This window comes from Agromyces mediolanus, from assembly GCF_023715325.1.
GTDB lineage: Bacteria > Actinomycetota > Actinomycetes > Actinomycetales > Microbacteriaceae > Agromyces > Agromyces mediolanus_A.
In genome coordinates, this window is the sequence record NZ_JAMBNX010000012.1 from 86,372 (window position 1) to 102,516 (window position 16,145).

Below are 16,145 nucleotides of genomic sequence, written 5' to 3' on the forward strand. Positions count from 1 at the left end.
AAACGGGCGCCGGCGTGCGCCGACTCGATCACATCGTGGCGTCCAGAGGCGCAGGTGCACAAGGGGGCAAACGTGCACGGACGACGAACGCCCCGGACAGCTGAGGCTGCCCGGGGCGTTCGGATCTGGGGAACCGCGGCTCAGACGCCGTAGTACAGCTCGAACTCGAAGGGGTGCGGACGCTGGGCCAGCGGCTTCAGCTCCTTCTCGCGCTTGTAGTCGATCCAGGTCTCGATGAGCTCCTTGGTGAACACGCCGCCCTCGAGGAGGAAGTCGTGGTCGGCCTCGAGCGCGTCGAGCACGGCGTCGAGCGAGCCCGGCACCTGCGGGATCGTCTTCGCCTCCTCGGCGGGCAGCTCGTAGAGGTCCTTGTCGACCGGCTCGTGCGGCTCGATCCGGTTCTTGATGCCGTCGATGCCGGCCATGAGCTGCGCGGCGAACGCGAGGTACGGGTTGCCCGAGGCATCCGGTGCGCGGAACTCGATGCGCTTCGCCTTCGGGTTGGTGCCGGTGATCGGGATGCGGATCGCCGCCGAGCGGTTGCCCGCCGAGTAGACGAGGTTCACGGGCGCCTCGAAGCCCGGCACGAGGCGGTGGAACGAGTTCACGGTCGGGTTCGTGAAGGCGAGCAGCGCCGGCGCGTGCTTCAGGATGCCGCCGATGTACCAGCGCGCCAGGTCGGAGAGCCCCCCGTAGCCGGCCTCGTCGTAGAACAGCGGCTTGCCGTCGCTCCACAGCGACTGGTGGGTGTGCATGCCCGAGCCGTTGTCGCCGAAGAGCGGCTTCGGCATGAACGTCGCCGTCTTGCCCCACTCGTTGGCGGTGTTCTTGACGATGTACTTGAACTTCAGGATGTCGTCCGCCGAGTGGACCATCGTGTCGAACTTGTAGTTGATCTCGCCCTGGCCGGCGGTGCCGACCTCGTGGTGGCTGCGCTCGAGCTCGAGGCCCGCGTCGATGAGCTTCAGGCAGATGTCGTCGCGGAGGTCGGCGTGCTGGTCGACCGGCGAGACGGGGAAGTAGCCGCCCTTGAACGGGGTCTTGTTGGCGAGGTTGCCGCCCTCTTCGACGCGGCCCGAGTTCCAGGCGCCCTCGCTGGAGTCGATCGAGTAGAAGCTCGTGTGCTGGTTCACCTCGTAGCGGACATCGTCGAAGATGTAGAACTCGGCCTCGGGGGCGAAGTAGGCGGTGTCCGCGATGCCGGTGGAGGCGAGGTACTTCTCGGCCTTCTTCGCGACCTGGCGCGGGTCCTTCGAGTAGATCTCGCCGGTGCGCGGGTTGTAGATGTCGAAGATCATGATGAGCGTGCGCTCAGCGCGGAACGGGTCGATGTAGGCCGTCGACACGTCGGGGATGAGCTGCATGTCGGACTCGTGGATCGACGCGAAGCCGCGGATCGAGGAGCCGTCGAAGAGCTGGCCGACGGTGAAGAAGTCCTCGTCGACCGTCGACGCCGGGATGTTGAAGTGCTGCTGCACACCCGGGAGGTCGGTGAATCGGATGTCGAGGAACTTGACCTCCGTCTCCTTGATGAACGTGAGGACTTCAGACGAATCACTGAACATGCGACGACTCTCCAAGTGGGCGGGCGGGAAGTCCGGAATCTCCGGGGCGGCCAGCAGCCGTCACCGACGGTATCCCCGGGCCGTTTCCCGGCCATGACGTGAATGTTTCCGGCATGTTACACGCTCTGCGCTCGGTAGGATCGAAGGATGCCCGACGCGAAGCCCACCACCTTCGGAGACCTCCAGCCCAGCAAGTGGCCGGGGGAGCGTCTGGGGCTCCCTGAGTCGGGGCGCGGATCCGTCGGGCGCGTCGGCCGTCGCATCGCCGCCCTGCTCATCGACTGGGCGAGTGCGATGCTGCTCTCGTTGCTGCTCACCCCGTACGACTCGGTCGCGTACAACTTCGTGACCCCGCTCATGTTCGTCGTGCTGCAGATCGTCTTCATTCCCACGATCGGCGGCAGCATCGGTCATCGCCTGCTCGGCATGGCGGTCGTGCCGCTCGAGGGCGGCTGGATCGGCATCCGTCGAGCCGTGGTCCGCTCGCTGCTGCTCATCATCGTCGTGCCCGCGCTCGTGTGGGACTCCGATCAGCGCGGGTTCCACGACAAGGTCGCCGGTACCGTCCTCATCCGCAGTCGCTGACCGCGGCATCCGCGTCGACCCGACGCTTCAGCGAGCGAAACGGGGCGGTCTCCCGAAGGAGGCCGCCCCGTTCGCGTCACCGGGACCGGTGCGGGTCAGCGCAGCTTGCCGCGCTGCGGCCGCACCTTCAGCGGGTCGATGCCCTTCGGGATCGGCAGCGAGCTCTGCAGCGAGTTGAGGCGGTTCGAGACGGCCATGACCTCGGGCTTCGTCAGGGTCTTCTTGAGCTTCCGCAGCTTCGACGCGAGGCGGTGCAGCTCGACGTCACCGTCCTCGTGGCCGACCGAGATGAGTGTGACGTCGACGGTCGGCAGGACACGCGCGATCTTGCGCTGCTCGTCGTCGAGCATGCGCTGGGTGCGGCTCGCGGGGCCTTCGCTGATCAGGACCACGCCACCTCGCCCGACGGCGCGGTACACGGCGTCCTGCGTGCGGCCGTTGACGGCCACCGGCATCTCGTTGCCGACCCAGCCGCCGCGCAGGCCGCTGCGCAGCACTGCGCCGACCGCACCCGGCTGCCCGTCGATCTGCGAGTAGGCGGCGCGCTCGGCGCGGCGGCCGAGGATGATCATCGCGATCAGGAGGCCGGCGAGCACGCCCGCGACGACCCACAGCGCGATCGTGAAGCCATTGCCCTCGCTGAGCCACAGCGCGAGTCCGAGCGTCACCGCGATCGGGGCGAGGAAGCCGAGGAGCATGAGCCACTGCGCGGTCGAGTCGTAGCGGCGGGTCATCTGGAAGACCTGCCACATCTGCTTCAGACGGCCGGGCTCCTTGGGGGAGGACGCGGAGTCCTTGGTGCGTGCCATGCGTCAAGGATACCGGCGGCGGGGGCCGCCGCAGACCGTGTTCGCGGCCCGCGTGCGGCCCTCGTCCGGAGCGGCGACGCCGGAGGAGGTCAGCGAGTCAGCCGACCGCCTGCGCGAAGCCGAGCTCGGCGTCGGCGAGGTGGGCGAGACCTGACGGGAGTTCGCGTCCTTTCGCGCGCATCGACTGGGCCCAGAGACGACCGGCCCGGTACGAGGAGCGCACGAGCGGGCCGGCGAGCACGCCGAGGTACCCGAGCTCCTCGGCTTCCGCCTTCAGCTCGACGAACTCCTCGGGCCGGACCCACCTGGCGACCGGCAGGTGCCGCGGACTCGGCCGCAGGTACTGCGTGATCGTGATGATGTCGGTCCCGGCCTCGAGGAGGTCCCGGAGCGCTTGCGACACCTCGGCGCGCTCCTCACCCATGCCGAGGATGAGATTGGACTTCGTGATCAGACCGGCGTCGCGCCCCTGGGTGATGACGTCGAGGGAACGCTCGTAGCGGAAGGCCGGGCGGATCCGCTTGAAGATCCGCGGGACCGTCTCGACGTTGTGCGCGAACACCTCCGGGCGGGCGGAGAAGACCTGCCCGAGCAGTTCCGGCTCGCCGTTGAAATCCGGCACCAGGATCTCGACCCCCGTGCCGGGGGACTGCGCGTGGATCTGCCGGATCGTCTCCGCGTAGAGCCAGGCGCCGCCGTCGGGAAGGTCGTCGCGCGCGACGCCGGTGACGGTCGAGTAGCGCAGCTGCATCCGCACGACCGACTCCGCGACCCGCCGCGGTTCGTCGGCGTCGTACTCGGCGGGTTTGCCGGTATCGATCTGGCAGAAGTCGCACCGCCTGGTGCACTGCGAGCCGCCGATGAGGAAGGTCGCCTCGCGGTCCTCCCAGCACTCGTAGATGTTCGGGCACCCGGCCTCCTGGCAGACGGTGTGCAGGTCCTCGCTCTTCACGAGCGACTGCAGTGCGCGGTACTCGGGCCCCATCTTCGCCCGGGTCTTGATCCACTCCGGCTTGCGTTCGATCGGCGTCTGGGCGTTGCGGACTTCGAGGCGCAGCAGTCGGCGCCCCTGCGGTTCGGCGCTCACGCGGCGATCGCCGCCTCGGATGCCTCGAGGTGCCGGAGCACCGGTTCGACCACGTCGACCGGCCGCACGGTGCGACCGAGGACGCGGGAGATGGTCGTCACCCCGGCGTCGCGGATGCCGCAGGCGACGATCTTCTCGTACGGTTCGAGCGAGTTGGAGCAGTTCAGTGCGAAGCCGTGCATGGTGACGCCGTCGGCGACACGGATGCCGATGGCGGCGATCTTCTCGTCGACGCCGTCGCCGACCCAGACGCCGGAGCGCCCCTCGACCCGGCGCCCCGCGACGCCGAGTTCGGCCAGGACGGCGATCAACACGTCTTCGAGCCGACGGACGTAGCCGACGACGTCGATGGGCTCCGGCAGCCGCAGGATGGGATAGCCGACGAGCTGGCCCGGACCGTGCCAGGTGATCTTGCCGCCGCGGTCGACCTCGACGACGGGGGTCCGGTCGACCGGCCGCTCGTCGGGACTCGTCCGTTTGCCGGCGGTGTAGACCGGCTGGTGTTCGAGGAGGATGACGGTGCCCGGGTTGGTCCCGGAGACCACCGCCTGGTGGACGGCGCGCTGGAGGGAGAGTCCCTCTTCGTACGGCACGGAGTTGGCGCTTAGCCCCGTGACGACAGAGTCGAGCATGCGGATCAGTCTAGACACCGGTGGCCGCGCGGTGCCCCTCGTCCACACGCGCGTGTCGCCGAGCGGCTTCCACCGATCCTCGGCGTCGGTGATCGTGGCACGCGGGCGGCGGTGAAGATCGCTGAATGGAGCAGGAGACGAAGCACGAGCGACGCGGGCGACGCGTCCGAAGCCGCACCGCTGCACGGCGCCGGAGTGGCGCGGCGACGAGGGTGGAGCGCCGCTCGGAGGGTCCGCCGAACGCTCCGGGGGCGACCGCTCCGGTGCCGACGTCTCCGGTGGCGACCTCGCCGTGGGCTGAGCCGGGTCGGGCCCCGGTGGCGCCCGTGACGTTCGCACCGGGCGGATGCCTCGGCGGCTATCGCATCCTCCGGCGAATCGCCTCGGGCGCGCGCGCTCAGGTGTTCCTGGCGGTGCCCGAGCCCGCCGAGGTGCCGGAGCTCCGAGATGACGGGGCCGCGTCCGGTGCCCGTCCGGTGGTGCTCCGGGTGTACGACGAGACGGTCGACCAGGACACGGTCACGATCGAGCTCGAGGCGCTCACCGCTCTCGGCGGTGCGGCGCTCCCGTCCCTCATCGATGTCTTCGCGGCATCCGGATCGGTGTGCCTCGTCGTCGAGTCGATCAGCGGTCACCGGTTGTCGAACGTGCTCGACGAACGACGGTTGGCACCGGGGGAGGCGGTCACGGTGCTGGCGCCGCTCGTCGCAGCCGTCCGTGAGCTCGCGGAGGCGGGGTTCGCGCATCCCGAGCTCTCGGCGGCCGATGTCCGTTTCGATGCGAGCGGGCGGCCGCGCATCACGGGACTCGGCCGCGTGCGGCGGCTCGGGCCGGTGTCGGCCGATCGAACCGGCCTCGAGCGTCGGTCGCACGAGGCCCTGGTCGAGCTCATCGAGCTCGTGGCGGGCGCCACGAATCCGGCGACGCCGTTGCACCGGGTCGTGGAGCTGGCTCGTACCCGGCTCGTCGCCCGCCCCTTCGAACCGTTCACCCTGGCACTCGAGCAGGAGCTCTTCCGCGTCGCAGTGGCATCGCCGGTGCGGGGCGCGACTGACGCACTCCGCGCCCCTGGAGCGTGGTCCGCCCCGCCCGTGTCGCTCGGCCTGCCGGCCCTGGAGGGCGAGCGCACCGATCCGGTCGCGGAGTCTGCCGCGGCTGCATCGAGGCGGCGCGCTCGAGCGGGCCGGGCCGCTCGGCCCGCCCCCGTCGGCGAGGGACGAACAGCGCTCGGCCATCTGCTCGCCGCGGAGGCGCCGCTATTCGAGCTGTTTCGACAGGGGAGTTGGCGGCGGTGGTTGGCCGAACGGCTCGGTCGCCGCCGGGGCGTCGTCGCCGTCGGTGCGCTCGCCGCTGCAGCGGCCTCGGTGCTGCTGCTCACCCTCGTCCCGCCGCAACGTGGCGCGTCGGCAGACGGAGGTGCCGCAACGGTGGAACGTCCGGCAGCAGAAGCGAGCTCGCCCGAGGAAGGGGGCGTGCTCGAATCCACGGGGGAAACCTCCGGAGCTGACACGGGGGAGCCTGCCGGTGCTGACGCGGGGGTGTCCGCCGGAGCTGACGCGGCTGCGCTCGACGACCCGGCGGCGCTCGCGGCGGCGGCGGCGGAGCTGCTCGCGCTGCGTGACACGTGCCTCTCCACGGCCGACCCGCAGTGCCTCGCCCAGGTCGTGCAACCCGGGTCCGCGCTCGAGCGTAACGATCAGGCGCGCCTCTCGGATGAGACACCGGCCGAAGCCGCGGGCTACGATCTCGACGCGGTGACGGTCGCCGGCACGATGGGCGGTGCCGTGCTGCTGCAGGTGCCCGTGGTCGGCGTCGAACGCGAACCGGCCTCGCTCCTGATGATTCGGAGCGAGGCCGGTTGGCGTCTACGGGAGATCTTCGACTAGATGCCGAGGTCGGCGTCGAAGGCACCCTCCTCGAGCCGCTCCTTCACCGCGGTGAGGAAGCGGGCCGCGTCGGCCCCGTCGATGATGCGGTGGTCGTACGAGAGGGCGAGGTACACCATCGAGCGCACGGCGATCGCGTCGGAGCCATCCTGCGAGACCACGACGGCGCGCTTCACCACAGTGCCGGTGCCGAGAATCGCGGTCTGCGGCAGGAAGACCACCGGAGTGTCGAAGAGCGCGCCGCGCGAACCCGTGTTCGTCAGCGTGAAGGTGCCGCCGGAGAGCTCGTCGGGCTTCAGCTGGTTGTTGCGGGTGCGCTCGGCGAGGTCGGCGATCTGCGCGGCGAGGCCGGCGATGTCGAGCTCGCCCGCGTCGCGGACGACCGGGGTGAGCAGACCACGCTCGGTGTCGACCGCGATGCTCATGTTCTCCTGCGCCGGGTAGACGATGGAGTCGCCTTCGACGGTGGAGTTGATGATCGGGTACGCCCGGAGCGCCTCGGCGGCGGCCATCGCGAAGAACGGCAGGAACGACAGCTTGTTGCCGGTCTTCTGCAGGAACTCGCCCTTGACGCGGTCGCGGAGCTTCGCCACCTTGGTGACGTCGACCTCGACGACCGTCGTGAGCTGCGCGGTCGACTGCATCGAGACGACGGCGCGCTCGGCGACGACCTTGCGCAGACGGGTCATCGCCTGCGTGGTGCCGCGCAGCGGCGAGGTCTCGAGAGGAGTGCGGGCCGGCGCGGCCGAGCCGGCCGCCGTGGGAGCGCCCTGGGCCTGCAGCACATCCTGCTTGCGGATGCGTCCGCCGACGCCAGTGCCGGTGACACTGGCGAGGTCGACGCCCTGCTCGCTGGCGAGCTTGCGCACGATCGGCGTCACGTAGCCACTCGGGCCGGCGTGCGAGCCGCCGGTCGCGGGAGCCGCAGCAGCCGGAGCGGCGGCGGGCGCCGGTGCGGCCGGTGCCGGAGCGGGGGCGGCGGGCGCCTCAGCAGCCGGTGCGGGTGCGGCCGGTGCCGGGGCGGCCGGTGCGGGAGCAGCCGGGGCCTCAGCAGCCGGGGCAGGAGCAGCCGGTGCCGGAGCAGCCGGGGCGGGTGCCGCGGGTGCCTCAGCGGCCGGTGCCGGGGCAGCCGGTGCGGGTGCCTCAGCGGCCGGTGCGGGAGCAGCCGGTGCGGGGGCCGCGGGTGCCTCAGCGGCCGGTGCCGGGGCAGCCGGTGCCGGTGCGGCGGGCGCCTCTGCAGCGGGCGCCTCTGCAGCGGGCGCCTCGGCGGCCGGCGCGGCCGGCTCCTCCGCGGCGGCCGCGCCGTCACCGATGGTGACGAGCGCGGTGCCGACCTCGACGGTCTCGTCCTCCTGGACGAGGATCGCCTCGATGACGCCGGCGACGGGCGACGGGATCTCCGTGTCGACCTTGTCGGTGGAGACCTCGAGCAGCGGCTCGTCCACCTCCACGCGGTCGCCGACGGCCTTCAGCCAGCGCGTGACCGTCCCCTCCGTGACACTCTCACCGAGTGCCGGGAGGCTGACTGATTGGCTCATTCGCTTGTCTCCTTCACAGCGTTGGACGCCTTGTGTGGTCCGATTATCGAGCGGGTGGGGTCAGATCGCGTGCAGCGGCTTGCCGGCGAGCTTCAGCACAGCTTCGCCGAACGCCTCGTTCTGCGTGGGGTGGGCGTGGATGAAGGGCGCGATGTCCTCCGGGTACGCCTCCCAGTTCACGGCGAGCTGAGCCTCGCCGATGAGCTCACCGACGCGGCCCCCGATCATGTGGACGCCGACGATCGGGCCCTCCTTGACCTGGACGACCTTGATCGAGCCGCTCGTGCCGAGGATGCTGCTCTTGCCGTTGCCGGCGAGGTTGTACTCGTAGCTCGTGACCTGCTCGGCGCCGAACTTCTCGGCGGCCTTCGCCTCCGTGTAGCCGACCGACGCGACCTCAGGCTCGCAGTAGGTGATCTTCGGGATGTTGACGTCCTCGACGACGATCGGGTTCAGACCCGCGATCTCCTCGGCGACGAAGATGCCCTGCTGGTAGCTGCGGTGCGCGAGCTGCAGGCCCGGGACGATGTCGCCGATGGCGTAGACGCCGGGCACGTTCGTCGCGAGGCGCTCGTTGGTGAGCACGAAGCCGCGGTCCATCTGGACACCCGCCTCTTCGAAGCCGAGACCCTGGGTGACCGGTCCTCGGCCCACCGCGACGAGCAACAGCTCAGCCTCGATCGTGGTGCCGTTCTCGAGCGTCACGACGACACCCGACTCGTTCTGGGTGACGCTCTGGAACCGGATGCCGAGCGAGTAGTCGATGCCGCGCTTCTTGAAGGCGCGTTCGAGCTGCTTGGAGATCGACTCCTCCTCGTTCGGCACGAGGTGGGGGAGCGCTTCGATCACGGTCACCTCGGCGCCGAAGGAGCGCCAGACGCTCGCGAACTCGACGCCGATGACGCCGCCGCCGAGGACGGCGACCTTGCCGGGGACGAAGTCGAGCTGCAGGGCCTGCTCGCTCGTGATCACGCGACCGCCGATCTCGAGACCGGGCAGCGAGCGCGAGTAGGAGCCGGTAGCCAGGACGACGTTCTTGCCCACGTAGCGCTCACCGGCGACCTCGACCGTGTTCGGCGCGACCAGGCGGCCCTCGCCTTCGACGACGGGGATGCCGCGCGCCTTCAGCAGGCCCTGGAGGCCCTTCCACTTGCTTGCGACGATGCCCTCGCGGTACGCGGTCACGCCCGGCATGTCGATGCCCTCGAACGCGGTCTTGACGCCGTACTTGGCCGCGTCCTTGGCGGACTCGGCGACCTCGGCGGCGTGGAGCAGCGCCTTCGTCGGGATGCAACCGCGGTGCAGGCACGTACCACCGAGCTTGTCCTTCTCGATGACGACGGCCGTCATGCCGAGCTCGACCGCTCGGATGGCCGCCGCGTACCCGGCGCTCCCGCCGCCCAGGACGACGATGTCAAAGTTCTGCTCGGACAAACCGGTATCTCCCTCGCGCATTCAGATCTGCGACACGGACCGCGCCGGGTTCGTGCCCGGAGCGGGTGACCGGGGCGAGTGTTTTCGCCCCGGTTCGACCTTACTACCCCGCGGCGAGCTCCTCGCCAAGGCGGACCAGGGTGCGCACGGCGATGCCGGTCGGACCGCCGCCCGTGAAGCCCCAGGCCGCCCCGCCGTTGTCGGCCGGCCCTGCGATGTCCAGGTGCGCCCACGGGATCTTCGCGCCGTCGCGCTCGCCCACGAACTCCTGGAGGAACACGCCGGCGAGCAGCATGCCGGGCACGACGCCGCCGAGCTTCGTGTTCGTGAGGTCCGCGACGTCCGACTTCAGGAGGGGGAGCAGGTGGGCGGGCAGCGGCATCGGCCAGAGGGACTCGTCGACGGCCGCGGCGGCGTCGCGGACACGCTGGACGAGGTCGTCGTCGCCCATGAGGCCGGTGATCCGCCCGCCGAGCGCGACCAGCTGGGCGCCGGTCAACGTGGCGACGTCGATGATCGCATCTGGCTGCTCCTCGCTCGCGGCGACGAGGCCGTCGGCCAGCACGAGCCGCCCTTCGGCATCCGTATTGAGCACCTCGACGGTCTTGCCGCCGCGGATCCGCAGGACGTCGTTCGGCCGCATCGCGGTGCCGGAGGGGAGGTTCTCGGCCAGGCAGAGCCAGGCCGTGACCCGCACGGGTGCGTTCAGCCGCGCGAGCGCGAGCGTCGCGTTGAACACGGCGGCGGCGCCGGCCATGTCGCCCTTCATCCCGACCATCGACTGCATGGGCTTCAAGCTCAGCCCACCGGAGTCGAAGGTGATGCCCTTGCCGACGAAGGCGAGAGAAGTGGTCGCGCCGTCCGGGGCGTACTCCAGACGCACGAGGCGGGGACCGCGGACGGAGCCCTGACCGACGCCGAGGAGGCCCCCGAACCCGCCTGCTTCGAGCTCGTCCTCCGCGTACACGGTGGCCTGGATCCCGGCCGCTCGAGCGGCGTCGACGGCGATCTCGGCGAATCGAGCGGGGAAGAGCTCGGAGGGGGAGAGGTTCACGAGGTCGCGGGTCGCGGCGACGGCCTCGGCGACCGTGCGGACGCGCTCGGTGCCGAGCTCCTCGTCGCCGAACTCCGTGTGCAGGGTGATCGAAGCGACGGGCGGCTTCGGCTTCGAGCGGTACTCGTTGAAGCGATAGGCGCCGAGTGCGGCCCCCTCGAGGAGCGCGGCGGCCTCGGCCGCCGAGGCGGCAGGGATGCCGATCGCGACGGAGTCCACCTCGCTCAGCTGTCGCAGCGCGCTTCCCGCGGCCAGTCGGAGTGCGTCGGCATCCGCGGCGGCACCGGTGCCGGCGACCGCCACGACGCGCCCGTCGACCGAGGGGTCGGCGAGTCGGACCAGCTCGTCGGCCGCGCCCTTCGCCCCGAGTGCGCGCAGCTGCGCCTCCGCCCATTCGAAACCGGCGGGGGCGAGGAGCTGGGGGCCGTCGTCGGTGCTCCGTGAGGCGAGGACGACGACCTCGGCATCGGCGTCGACGGCAGGGGAAGCGGACAGCGAGATGGTGGGAATGGGCATGGCTTCGATGCTACGCGGCGCGGTGTTCGCTGTGAGCGTTCGCGCGAGGCATCCGCGCCGGCGGCCGTCCGGATCGGGCTCAGTAGTCTGGAACCATGCGTGACGCCCGAACTCTGTACGAGCTGAACCCCGCGGTCGAAGTGCCGCTCGGCCTTCCGCTCGTGGCCGGGCTCACCGGCTTCGCCGACGCGGGCGGTGCCGTTGCGCAGACGACCGAGTACCTGCGTTCGACCCTCGACACCGTCGTCGTGGCCGACTTCGACGCCGACGAGCTGCTCGACTACCGGGCTCGTCGTCCCGTCATCGTCTTCGATGGCGACCACCTCACGGACTACCGACCCGCGCGGCTCGGCCTCGACCTCGCGAAGGACGAGCTCGGCCGCCCGTTCCTGCTGCTCACGGGCTTCGAGCCCGACTTCCAGTGGGAGCGGTTCTCGCGCGCGGTGATCGAACTGGTGGAGCGCTATCAGGTCGCCTCGTTCAGTTGGCTGAACGCGATCCCGATGCCGGTGCCGCACACCCGGCCCATCGGCGTCACCGTGAGCGGGAACCGCAGCGAACTGATCGAGACGATGTCGGTTTGGCGGCCGACCACGCAGGTCCCGGCCAATGCCCTCCACCTCGTGGAGTACCGGCTGCACGAGCGCGAGCTGCCGACCGCCGGCTTCGTTCTGCTCGTGCCCCACTACCTCGGCGACACGGAGTACCCGGCGGCGGCGATCGCGGCGCTCGAGGCGACGAGTGCCGGCACGGGGTTGATCTTCCCGACGGAAGTGCTCCGCGAGCAGGGCCGCGAGTTCGTGGCGCGCATCGATGAGCAGGTCGCGGAGAACCAGGAGCTCGCGAAGCTCGTGACGACACTCGAGCATCGCTACGACGCGTACATGGCGGGGACGAGTCTCCGTTCCCCACTGACCGATGAGGACGGAGAGGTGCCGACCGCCGACGAGATCGCGGCCGAGCTCGAGAAGTTCCTCGCCTTCCGTCGCACCGACGAGGAACCGCCGCACCCGCTGTGACCTCCCGGGTCTCGCCGGAGGGGGAATAGCGGCGGATCCCGAGGCGTTCTCATTCCTCGACGGGCGCGAGTGGCGGATCGGCGCCGAACGCACGAAGAACCGACGGCTCACTGGTATAATTGTAGGCAGGACCCGTTCTGGTCGGCCGAGGCGATCTCGATCGCATTCGCTGCGGACTTGACATGGGTCCTCATAGTGTCCGAAAACACCGGGCAGTGTCCGAAAACACCGGGCAGCCGAACATGCCGAGCACCGTCGTCGTGTCGCGAGCGCACCGACGAGGAGAGGGTCAACACCTATGGCAACCAAGTCCACGAAGACTGCGACGGCCGAGGCCGAGGCGAGCACCGAGAAGCCTGTCGCAGCCGGGACGAAGCGTGCCGCTGCGAAGGCGGGCACGGCGAAGGCCGCACCGAAGGCCAAGACCGCGGCGAAGACCCCGCGCACCGCAACGGCGAAGGCCTCGACGAAGTCGAAGGCCAAGCGTGCGGACGACGACGAGGACGAGGAGCTCGACGAGGGTGCCGAGCCCGCCGACGTGGTCCCGGGCGACGACGCCGACGAGGCCACGACCGACGAGGCCGGCGACGAGGCGGACTCCGACGAGGAGGCGAAGCCGATCCCGGCCGACCCGCACCCGACCGGCGCGCTCGTGCTTCGCGCGACCGACGACGAGGACGAGGTCCCCGTCTACTCCGCGGCGATCACCGGCGCGACCGCCGATCCGGTCAAGGACTACCTGAAGCAGATCGGCAAGGTCGCCCTGCTGAACGCGGCCGAAGAGGTCGAGCTCGCGATGCGCATCGAGGCGGGCCTGTTCGCCGAGGAGAAGCTCTCGCACATGTCCGACGCCGAGAAGCGCGCGCAGCTCGGTCGCGAGTTGCAGTGGGTCGCGAAGGACGGGCAGCGTGCGAAGAGCCACCTGCTCGGCGCGAACCTGCGACTCGTCGTCTCGCTCGCGAAGCGCTACACCGGCCGCGGCATGCAGTTCCTGGACCTGATCCAGGAGGGCAACCTCGGGCTCATCCGTGCGGTCGAGAAGTTCGACTACACCAAGGGCTTCAAGTTCTCGACGTACGCCACCTGGTGGATCCGGCAGGCGATCACCCGCGCCATGGCCGACCAGGCGCGCACCATCCGCATCCCCGTGCACATGGTCGAGGTCATCAACAAGCTCGCCCGCGTGCAGCGTCAGATGCTGCAGGACCTGGGCCGCGAGCCCACGCCGGAAGAGCTCTCGAAGGAGCTCGACATGACCCCTGAGAAGGTCATCGAGGTGCAGAAGTACGGGCGCGAGCCGATCTCGCTGCACACGCCGCTCGGTGAAGACGGCGACAGCGAGTTCGGCGACCTCATCGAGGACACCGAGGCGGTCGTCCCGGCCGACGCGGTCGGCTTCACGATGCTGCAGAAGCAGCTCGAGTCGCTGCTCGACTCGCTGAGCGAGCGCGAAGCCGGCGTCATCCGCATGCGCTTCGGTCTCGGAGACGGCATGCCGAAGACGCTCGACCAGATCGGCGACACCTTCGGGGTCACCCGCGAGCGCATCCGCCAGATCGAGTCGAAGACGATGGCGAAGCTGCGGCACCCGTCGCGCTCCCAGTCGCTGCGGGACTACCTCGAGTAGGCCGGCGGTGCGCTACGCGCCGGCGATCGCCGTCGGCAAGCTCGTTCGGATCGCCGCCCGGCTGAGGAAGCCGGGCGGCGGCTCCGCGATCCCGGGGCTGATCGTCAATCGCATCGCCCCCGGCTACCTCAAGCGGACGCTGTCCGGATTCCCCCAAGGACTCGTCGTGGTCTCCGGATCGAGCGGCAAGTCGACGACGACGAAGATGCTCGTCGCGATCCTCCGCGCGCACGACGTCTCCATCTTCACCAATCCGTCGACCGCGAACATCAGCCAGGGCCTCACCTCCGCGCTGCTCGAGCAGGCGGACTGGCGCGGCCGGGTGCCGGGCGACGTCGCCGTCCTCGAGATGGACGAGGGGCACGGCGCCCTCGTGATGCAGGGCGTCGACGCCAGAGTGGTCGCCCTGACGAACGTCATGGTCGACCAGATCGACCGCTTCCACGATTCGGAGATGGTCGCCGGGATGCTGGCACGGATCGCCGCTCGTGCCGGCGAAGCCGTCGTGCTGAACGCCGACGACGCGTATCTCGAACGGCTCGCGGCACGGGTCGCCCCCGGCGTGGCGGTGCACCGATTCGGCGTCTCCGCCGCCGTGCTGGCGGCTGCGCCGCGAGGGCTCGGCAACACCGAGACGAGTGAGCGGCGGCTCGATCCAGCTGACGGCGTCGTCGTGGAGCGCGTCGACGGTGCATCCGCGGTGCTCCTCGACGACGGCGTCGAGCATCCCACCGGGCTGCCGGCCCGGGGCATCCACTACGCGGTCGATGCGGCCGCCGCCTACGCCACCGCGCGCGCGGTGCTCGGTGAGCGATTCTCCGCGGACGCCGCCGTGGCGGCGCTGTCGAGCATCCCTCCCGTGTTCGGCCGCGGCGAGCGGGTGCGCATCCGTGATCAGGACGTCGACTTCGTGCTCGTCCAGAATCCCGCGAGCTACCAGCTGAACATCGACGCTATCCCGGTCGGCACGGAGCAGATCCTCTTCGCGATCGGCTCCGACGTGCGGGATCCCTCGTACTTCTGGCCGGTCGATGCGTCCTCGCTCGACCGCGTCTCGATCGTCAGTGGGTCGAAGGCGGCGGAGGCCGCCTTGATGCTCACGTACGACGGCGTGGAGATCGACCGGATCGAGACCGACCTCGGGCGTGCCCTGGACGACTTCCTGGCCGCTCCTGCTCCGGCGCGCGGAGTGAAGACCATCGTCTTCACCGCCGACTCGATGCGCCGCACCCGCGCCCACCTCGGACTCACGGAGGCGGAATGACCTTCACGATCGTCTCCCTGCTGCCCGGCACGCAGAACACGAACGGCGACGCGCAGAACGCGACGGTGCTCGAACGGCGCGCGGAGTGGGCCGGCATCGCCGCCCGAACCGTGCTGGTCGAACGCGCGGCGGAGCTCCCGGCCGAGATCGACGCGATCGTGCTCGGCTCCGGCAGCGACGCCTCGCTCGTGCGCAGCCGCGACACGCTGCGGACGATGCACGACGAGCTGCGACGCTGGGGCACCGAGGGGGTTCCCATCCTCGGCATCGGCACGGGGTGGGAGCTGCTCAGCTGGGGTATCGAGCATCGCGACGGCAGCGCGATCGAGGGACTCGGCATCCTTCCCGGTCGGGCCGTGCCGCGAGACGGGCGTGTGACCGGTGACGCCGTGGTGGCCACCGCGCGCTTCGGTCAGCTCGTGGGCTTCGAGAACCACGCCCGCGACTACGTGGGCGCAGAGGCTTCCCCGCTCGGTCGGTTGCGCGCCGGTGAGGGCAACGGCCGAGCCTCGGGTCAGGAAGGCGTGGTCATGGGATCCGTGATCGGGACGCACCTGCATGGGCCCGTCCTCGCGAAGAACCCGGCCTTCGCCGATGCGCTGCTGCGGATCATGGCCGAGCGTCGCGGGATCGCGTACGAACCGGGAGAGCGAGCGGCGACGGTCGACGGCTATGCCGCGGCCGCTCGTGCGGCGCAGCTTCGCGCTGCCGGCATCGAGGTCGATCCGGCGGCCTGAGCTCGGGCGACGAGACCCCGCAACGAGGAAACGCCCCGGCCGGGGCCGGGGCGTTTCGTGAAGTCGATGGGTTCAGTCGCGAGCGTCGACGAGGAGCCGGTCGGACTCGTCGTGCCAGCTCTGCGCGATCTGCGAGAGCTTCTCCTGGTGCTTGCGACCGTGGTGGGCGCAGAACAGGAGTTCGCCGTTCGCGACGACGACGCGGATGTACGCCTGAGCGCCGCATGCGTCGCAGCGATCGAGCGCGGTGAGCTCGTAGGTACGCTCGACGTCGACCGCATCGTTCGCCTCGGTCTGCTGGGTCATAGCTCCTCCTTCGTTCACGCGCTGACTTCCGTGTTCATCAATCAAAACACGGGGTGTGCGGCGTTCCTTCCGTATTGCCGGGCATT

Annotated in this window: 13 protein-coding genes and 1 pseudogene; 6 read left to right on the forward strand and 8 right to left on the reverse strand. The window is 70.3% G+C overall.

Going from position 1 to position 16,145, the window contains the following annotated elements:
* Positions 1–140: 140 nt before the first annotated feature.
* Positions 141–1,565 (reverse strand): type I glutamate--ammonia ligase, encoded by a 1,425-nt coding sequence (gene glnA, locus M3147_RS17595; protein ID WP_251204714.1) that lies wholly within the window; start codon positions 1,563–1,565, stop codon positions 141–143.
* 147 nt (positions 1,566–1,712) lie between these two features.
* Here glnA and M3147_RS17600 point away from each other — a divergent pair, with 147 nt between their 5' ends.
* Complete coding sequence (locus M3147_RS17600) at positions 1,713–2,150, forward strand: RDD family protein (RefSeq protein ID WP_251204715.1); 438 nt, start codon at positions 1,713–1,715, stop codon at positions 2,148–2,150.
* A 95-nt stretch (positions 2,151–2,245) separates the two neighbouring features.
* Here the strand turns inward: M3147_RS17600 and M3147_RS17605 are convergent, their stop codons facing one another.
* From M3147_RS17605 to lipB, 3 genes are all read right to left on the reverse strand, one after another.
* Positions 2,246–2,959: a DUF4191 domain-containing protein gene (locus M3147_RS17605; protein WP_251204716.1), complete on the reverse strand. Its 714-nt coding sequence runs from the start codon at positions 2,957–2,959 to the stop codon at positions 2,246–2,248.
* 97 nt (positions 2,960–3,056) lie between these two features.
* Positions 3,057–4,046, reverse strand: coding sequence for a lipoyl synthase (gene lipA / locus M3147_RS17610; RefSeq protein WP_251204717.1), 990 nt, complete (start codon positions 4,044–4,046; stop codon positions 3,057–3,059).
* Positions 4,043–4,678 carry a lipoyl(octanoyl) transferase LipB gene (gene lipB / locus M3147_RS17615; RefSeq protein WP_251204718.1) on the reverse strand — a complete coding sequence of 212 codons (636 nt, stop codon included), beginning with the start codon at positions 4,676–4,678 and terminating at the stop codon, positions 4,043–4,045. Before lipB ends, lipA begins: the two co-directional genes overlap by 4 nt.
* Before the next feature lie 326 nt (positions 4,679–5,004).
* Between lipB and M3147_RS17620 the strand changes: the two genes are divergently transcribed.
* Positions 5,005–6,564, forward strand: coding sequence for a serine/threonine-protein kinase (locus M3147_RS17620; protein ID WP_251204719.1), 1,560 nt, complete (start codon positions 5,005–5,007; stop codon positions 6,562–6,564).
* Here the strand turns inward: M3147_RS17620 and sucB are convergent.
* The 3 genes from sucB to M3147_RS17635 all read right to left on the reverse strand — a co-directional run bounded on the left by sucB (position 6,561) and on the right by M3147_RS17635 (position 11,106).
* A complete protein-coding gene (sucB, locus tag M3147_RS17625) occupies positions 6,561–8,102 on the reverse strand; it encodes a 2-oxoglutarate dehydrogenase, E2 component, dihydrolipoamide succinyltransferase (protein WP_251204720.1) in 1,542 nt (513 codons plus the stop codon). The genes M3147_RS17620 and sucB overlap by 4 nt on opposite strands.
* A 60-nt stretch (positions 8,103–8,162) precedes the next feature.
* The gene (gene lpdA / locus M3147_RS17630; protein WP_251204721.1) at positions 8,163–9,536 is read right to left on the reverse strand and encodes a dihydrolipoyl dehydrogenase; all 1,374 of its coding nucleotides are present in this window, start codon (positions 9,534–9,536) and stop codon (positions 8,163–8,165) included.
* 103 nt (positions 9,537–9,639) lie between these two features.
* On the reverse strand, positions 9,640–11,106 hold the full coding sequence (locus M3147_RS17635) for a leucyl aminopeptidase (protein ID WP_251204722.1): 1,467 nt from the start codon (positions 11,104–11,106) through the stop codon (positions 9,640–9,642).
* Between the two features lie 95 nt (positions 11,107–11,201).
* Here M3147_RS17635 and M3147_RS17640 point away from each other — a divergent pair, with 95 nt between their 5' ends.
* The 4 genes and pseudogenes from M3147_RS17640 to M3147_RS17655 all read left to right on the forward strand — a co-directional run bounded on the left by M3147_RS17640 (position 11,202) and on the right by M3147_RS17655 (position 15,753).
* Positions 11,202–12,125 (forward strand): proteasome assembly chaperone family protein, encoded by a 924-nt coding sequence (locus M3147_RS17640; protein ID WP_251204723.1) that lies wholly within the window; start codon positions 11,202–11,204, stop codon positions 12,123–12,125.
* Positions 12,126–12,339: 214 nt separating this feature from the next.
* Positions 12,340–13,752: pseudogene (locus M3147_RS17645) on the forward strand (RNA polymerase sigma factor); the annotation flags it as partial.
* Between the two features lie 7 nt (positions 13,753–13,759).
* Entirely contained in the window at positions 13,760–15,016 is a 1,257-nt protein-coding gene (locus M3147_RS17650; protein WP_251204724.1) for a MurT ligase domain-containing protein, read from the forward strand.
* On the forward strand, positions 15,013–15,753 hold the full coding sequence (locus tag M3147_RS17655) for a type 1 glutamine amidotransferase (RefSeq protein ID WP_251204725.1): 741 nt from the start codon (positions 15,013–15,015) through the stop codon (positions 15,751–15,753). Before M3147_RS17650 ends, M3147_RS17655 begins: the two co-directional genes overlap by 4 nt.
* Positions 15,754–15,825: 72 nt before the next feature.
* Here M3147_RS17655 and M3147_RS17660 read toward each other — a convergent pair whose 3' ends face one another.
* Positions 15,826–16,059, reverse strand: a complete 234-nt coding sequence (locus M3147_RS17660) for a DUF7455 domain-containing protein (protein ID WP_189086390.1) — start codon at positions 16,057–16,059, stop codon at positions 15,826–15,828.
* Between the last annotated feature and the right edge of the window lie 86 nt (positions 16,060–16,145).

Coding starts and splice junctions, on each gene's coding strand:
- glnA (WP_251204714.1), bottom strand. CDS start 1,565: ATGTTCAGTGATTCGTCTGAAGTCCTCACGTTCATCAAGGAGACGGAG.
- M3147_RS17600 (WP_251204715.1), top strand. CDS start 1,713: ATGCCCGACGCGAAGCCCACCACCTTCGGAGACCTCCAGCCCAGCAAG.
- M3147_RS17605 (WP_251204716.1), bottom strand. CDS start 2,959: ATGGCACGCACCAAGGACTCCGCGTCCTCCCCCAAGGAGCCCGGCCGT.
- lipB (WP_251204718.1), bottom strand. CDS start 4,678: ATGCTCGACTCTGTCGTCACGGGGCTAAGCGCCAACTCCGTGCCGTAC.
- sucB (WP_251204720.1), bottom strand. CDS start 8,102: ATGAGCCAATCAGTCAGCCTCCCGGCACTCGGTGAGAGTGTCACGGAG.
- M3147_RS17635 (WP_251204722.1), bottom strand. CDS start 11,106: ATGCCCATTCCCACCATCTCGCTGTCCGCTTCCCCTGCCGTCGACGCC.
- M3147_RS17640 (WP_251204723.1), top strand. CDS start 11,202: ATGCGTGACGCCCGAACTCTGTACGAGCTGAACCCCGCGGTCGAAGTG.
- M3147_RS17655 (WP_251204725.1), top strand. CDS start 15,013: ATGACCTTCACGATCGTCTCCCTGCTGCCCGGCACGCAGAACACGAAC.
- M3147_RS17660 (WP_189086390.1), bottom strand. CDS start 16,059: ATGACCCAGCAGACCGAGGCGAACGATGCGGTCGACGTCGAGCGTACC.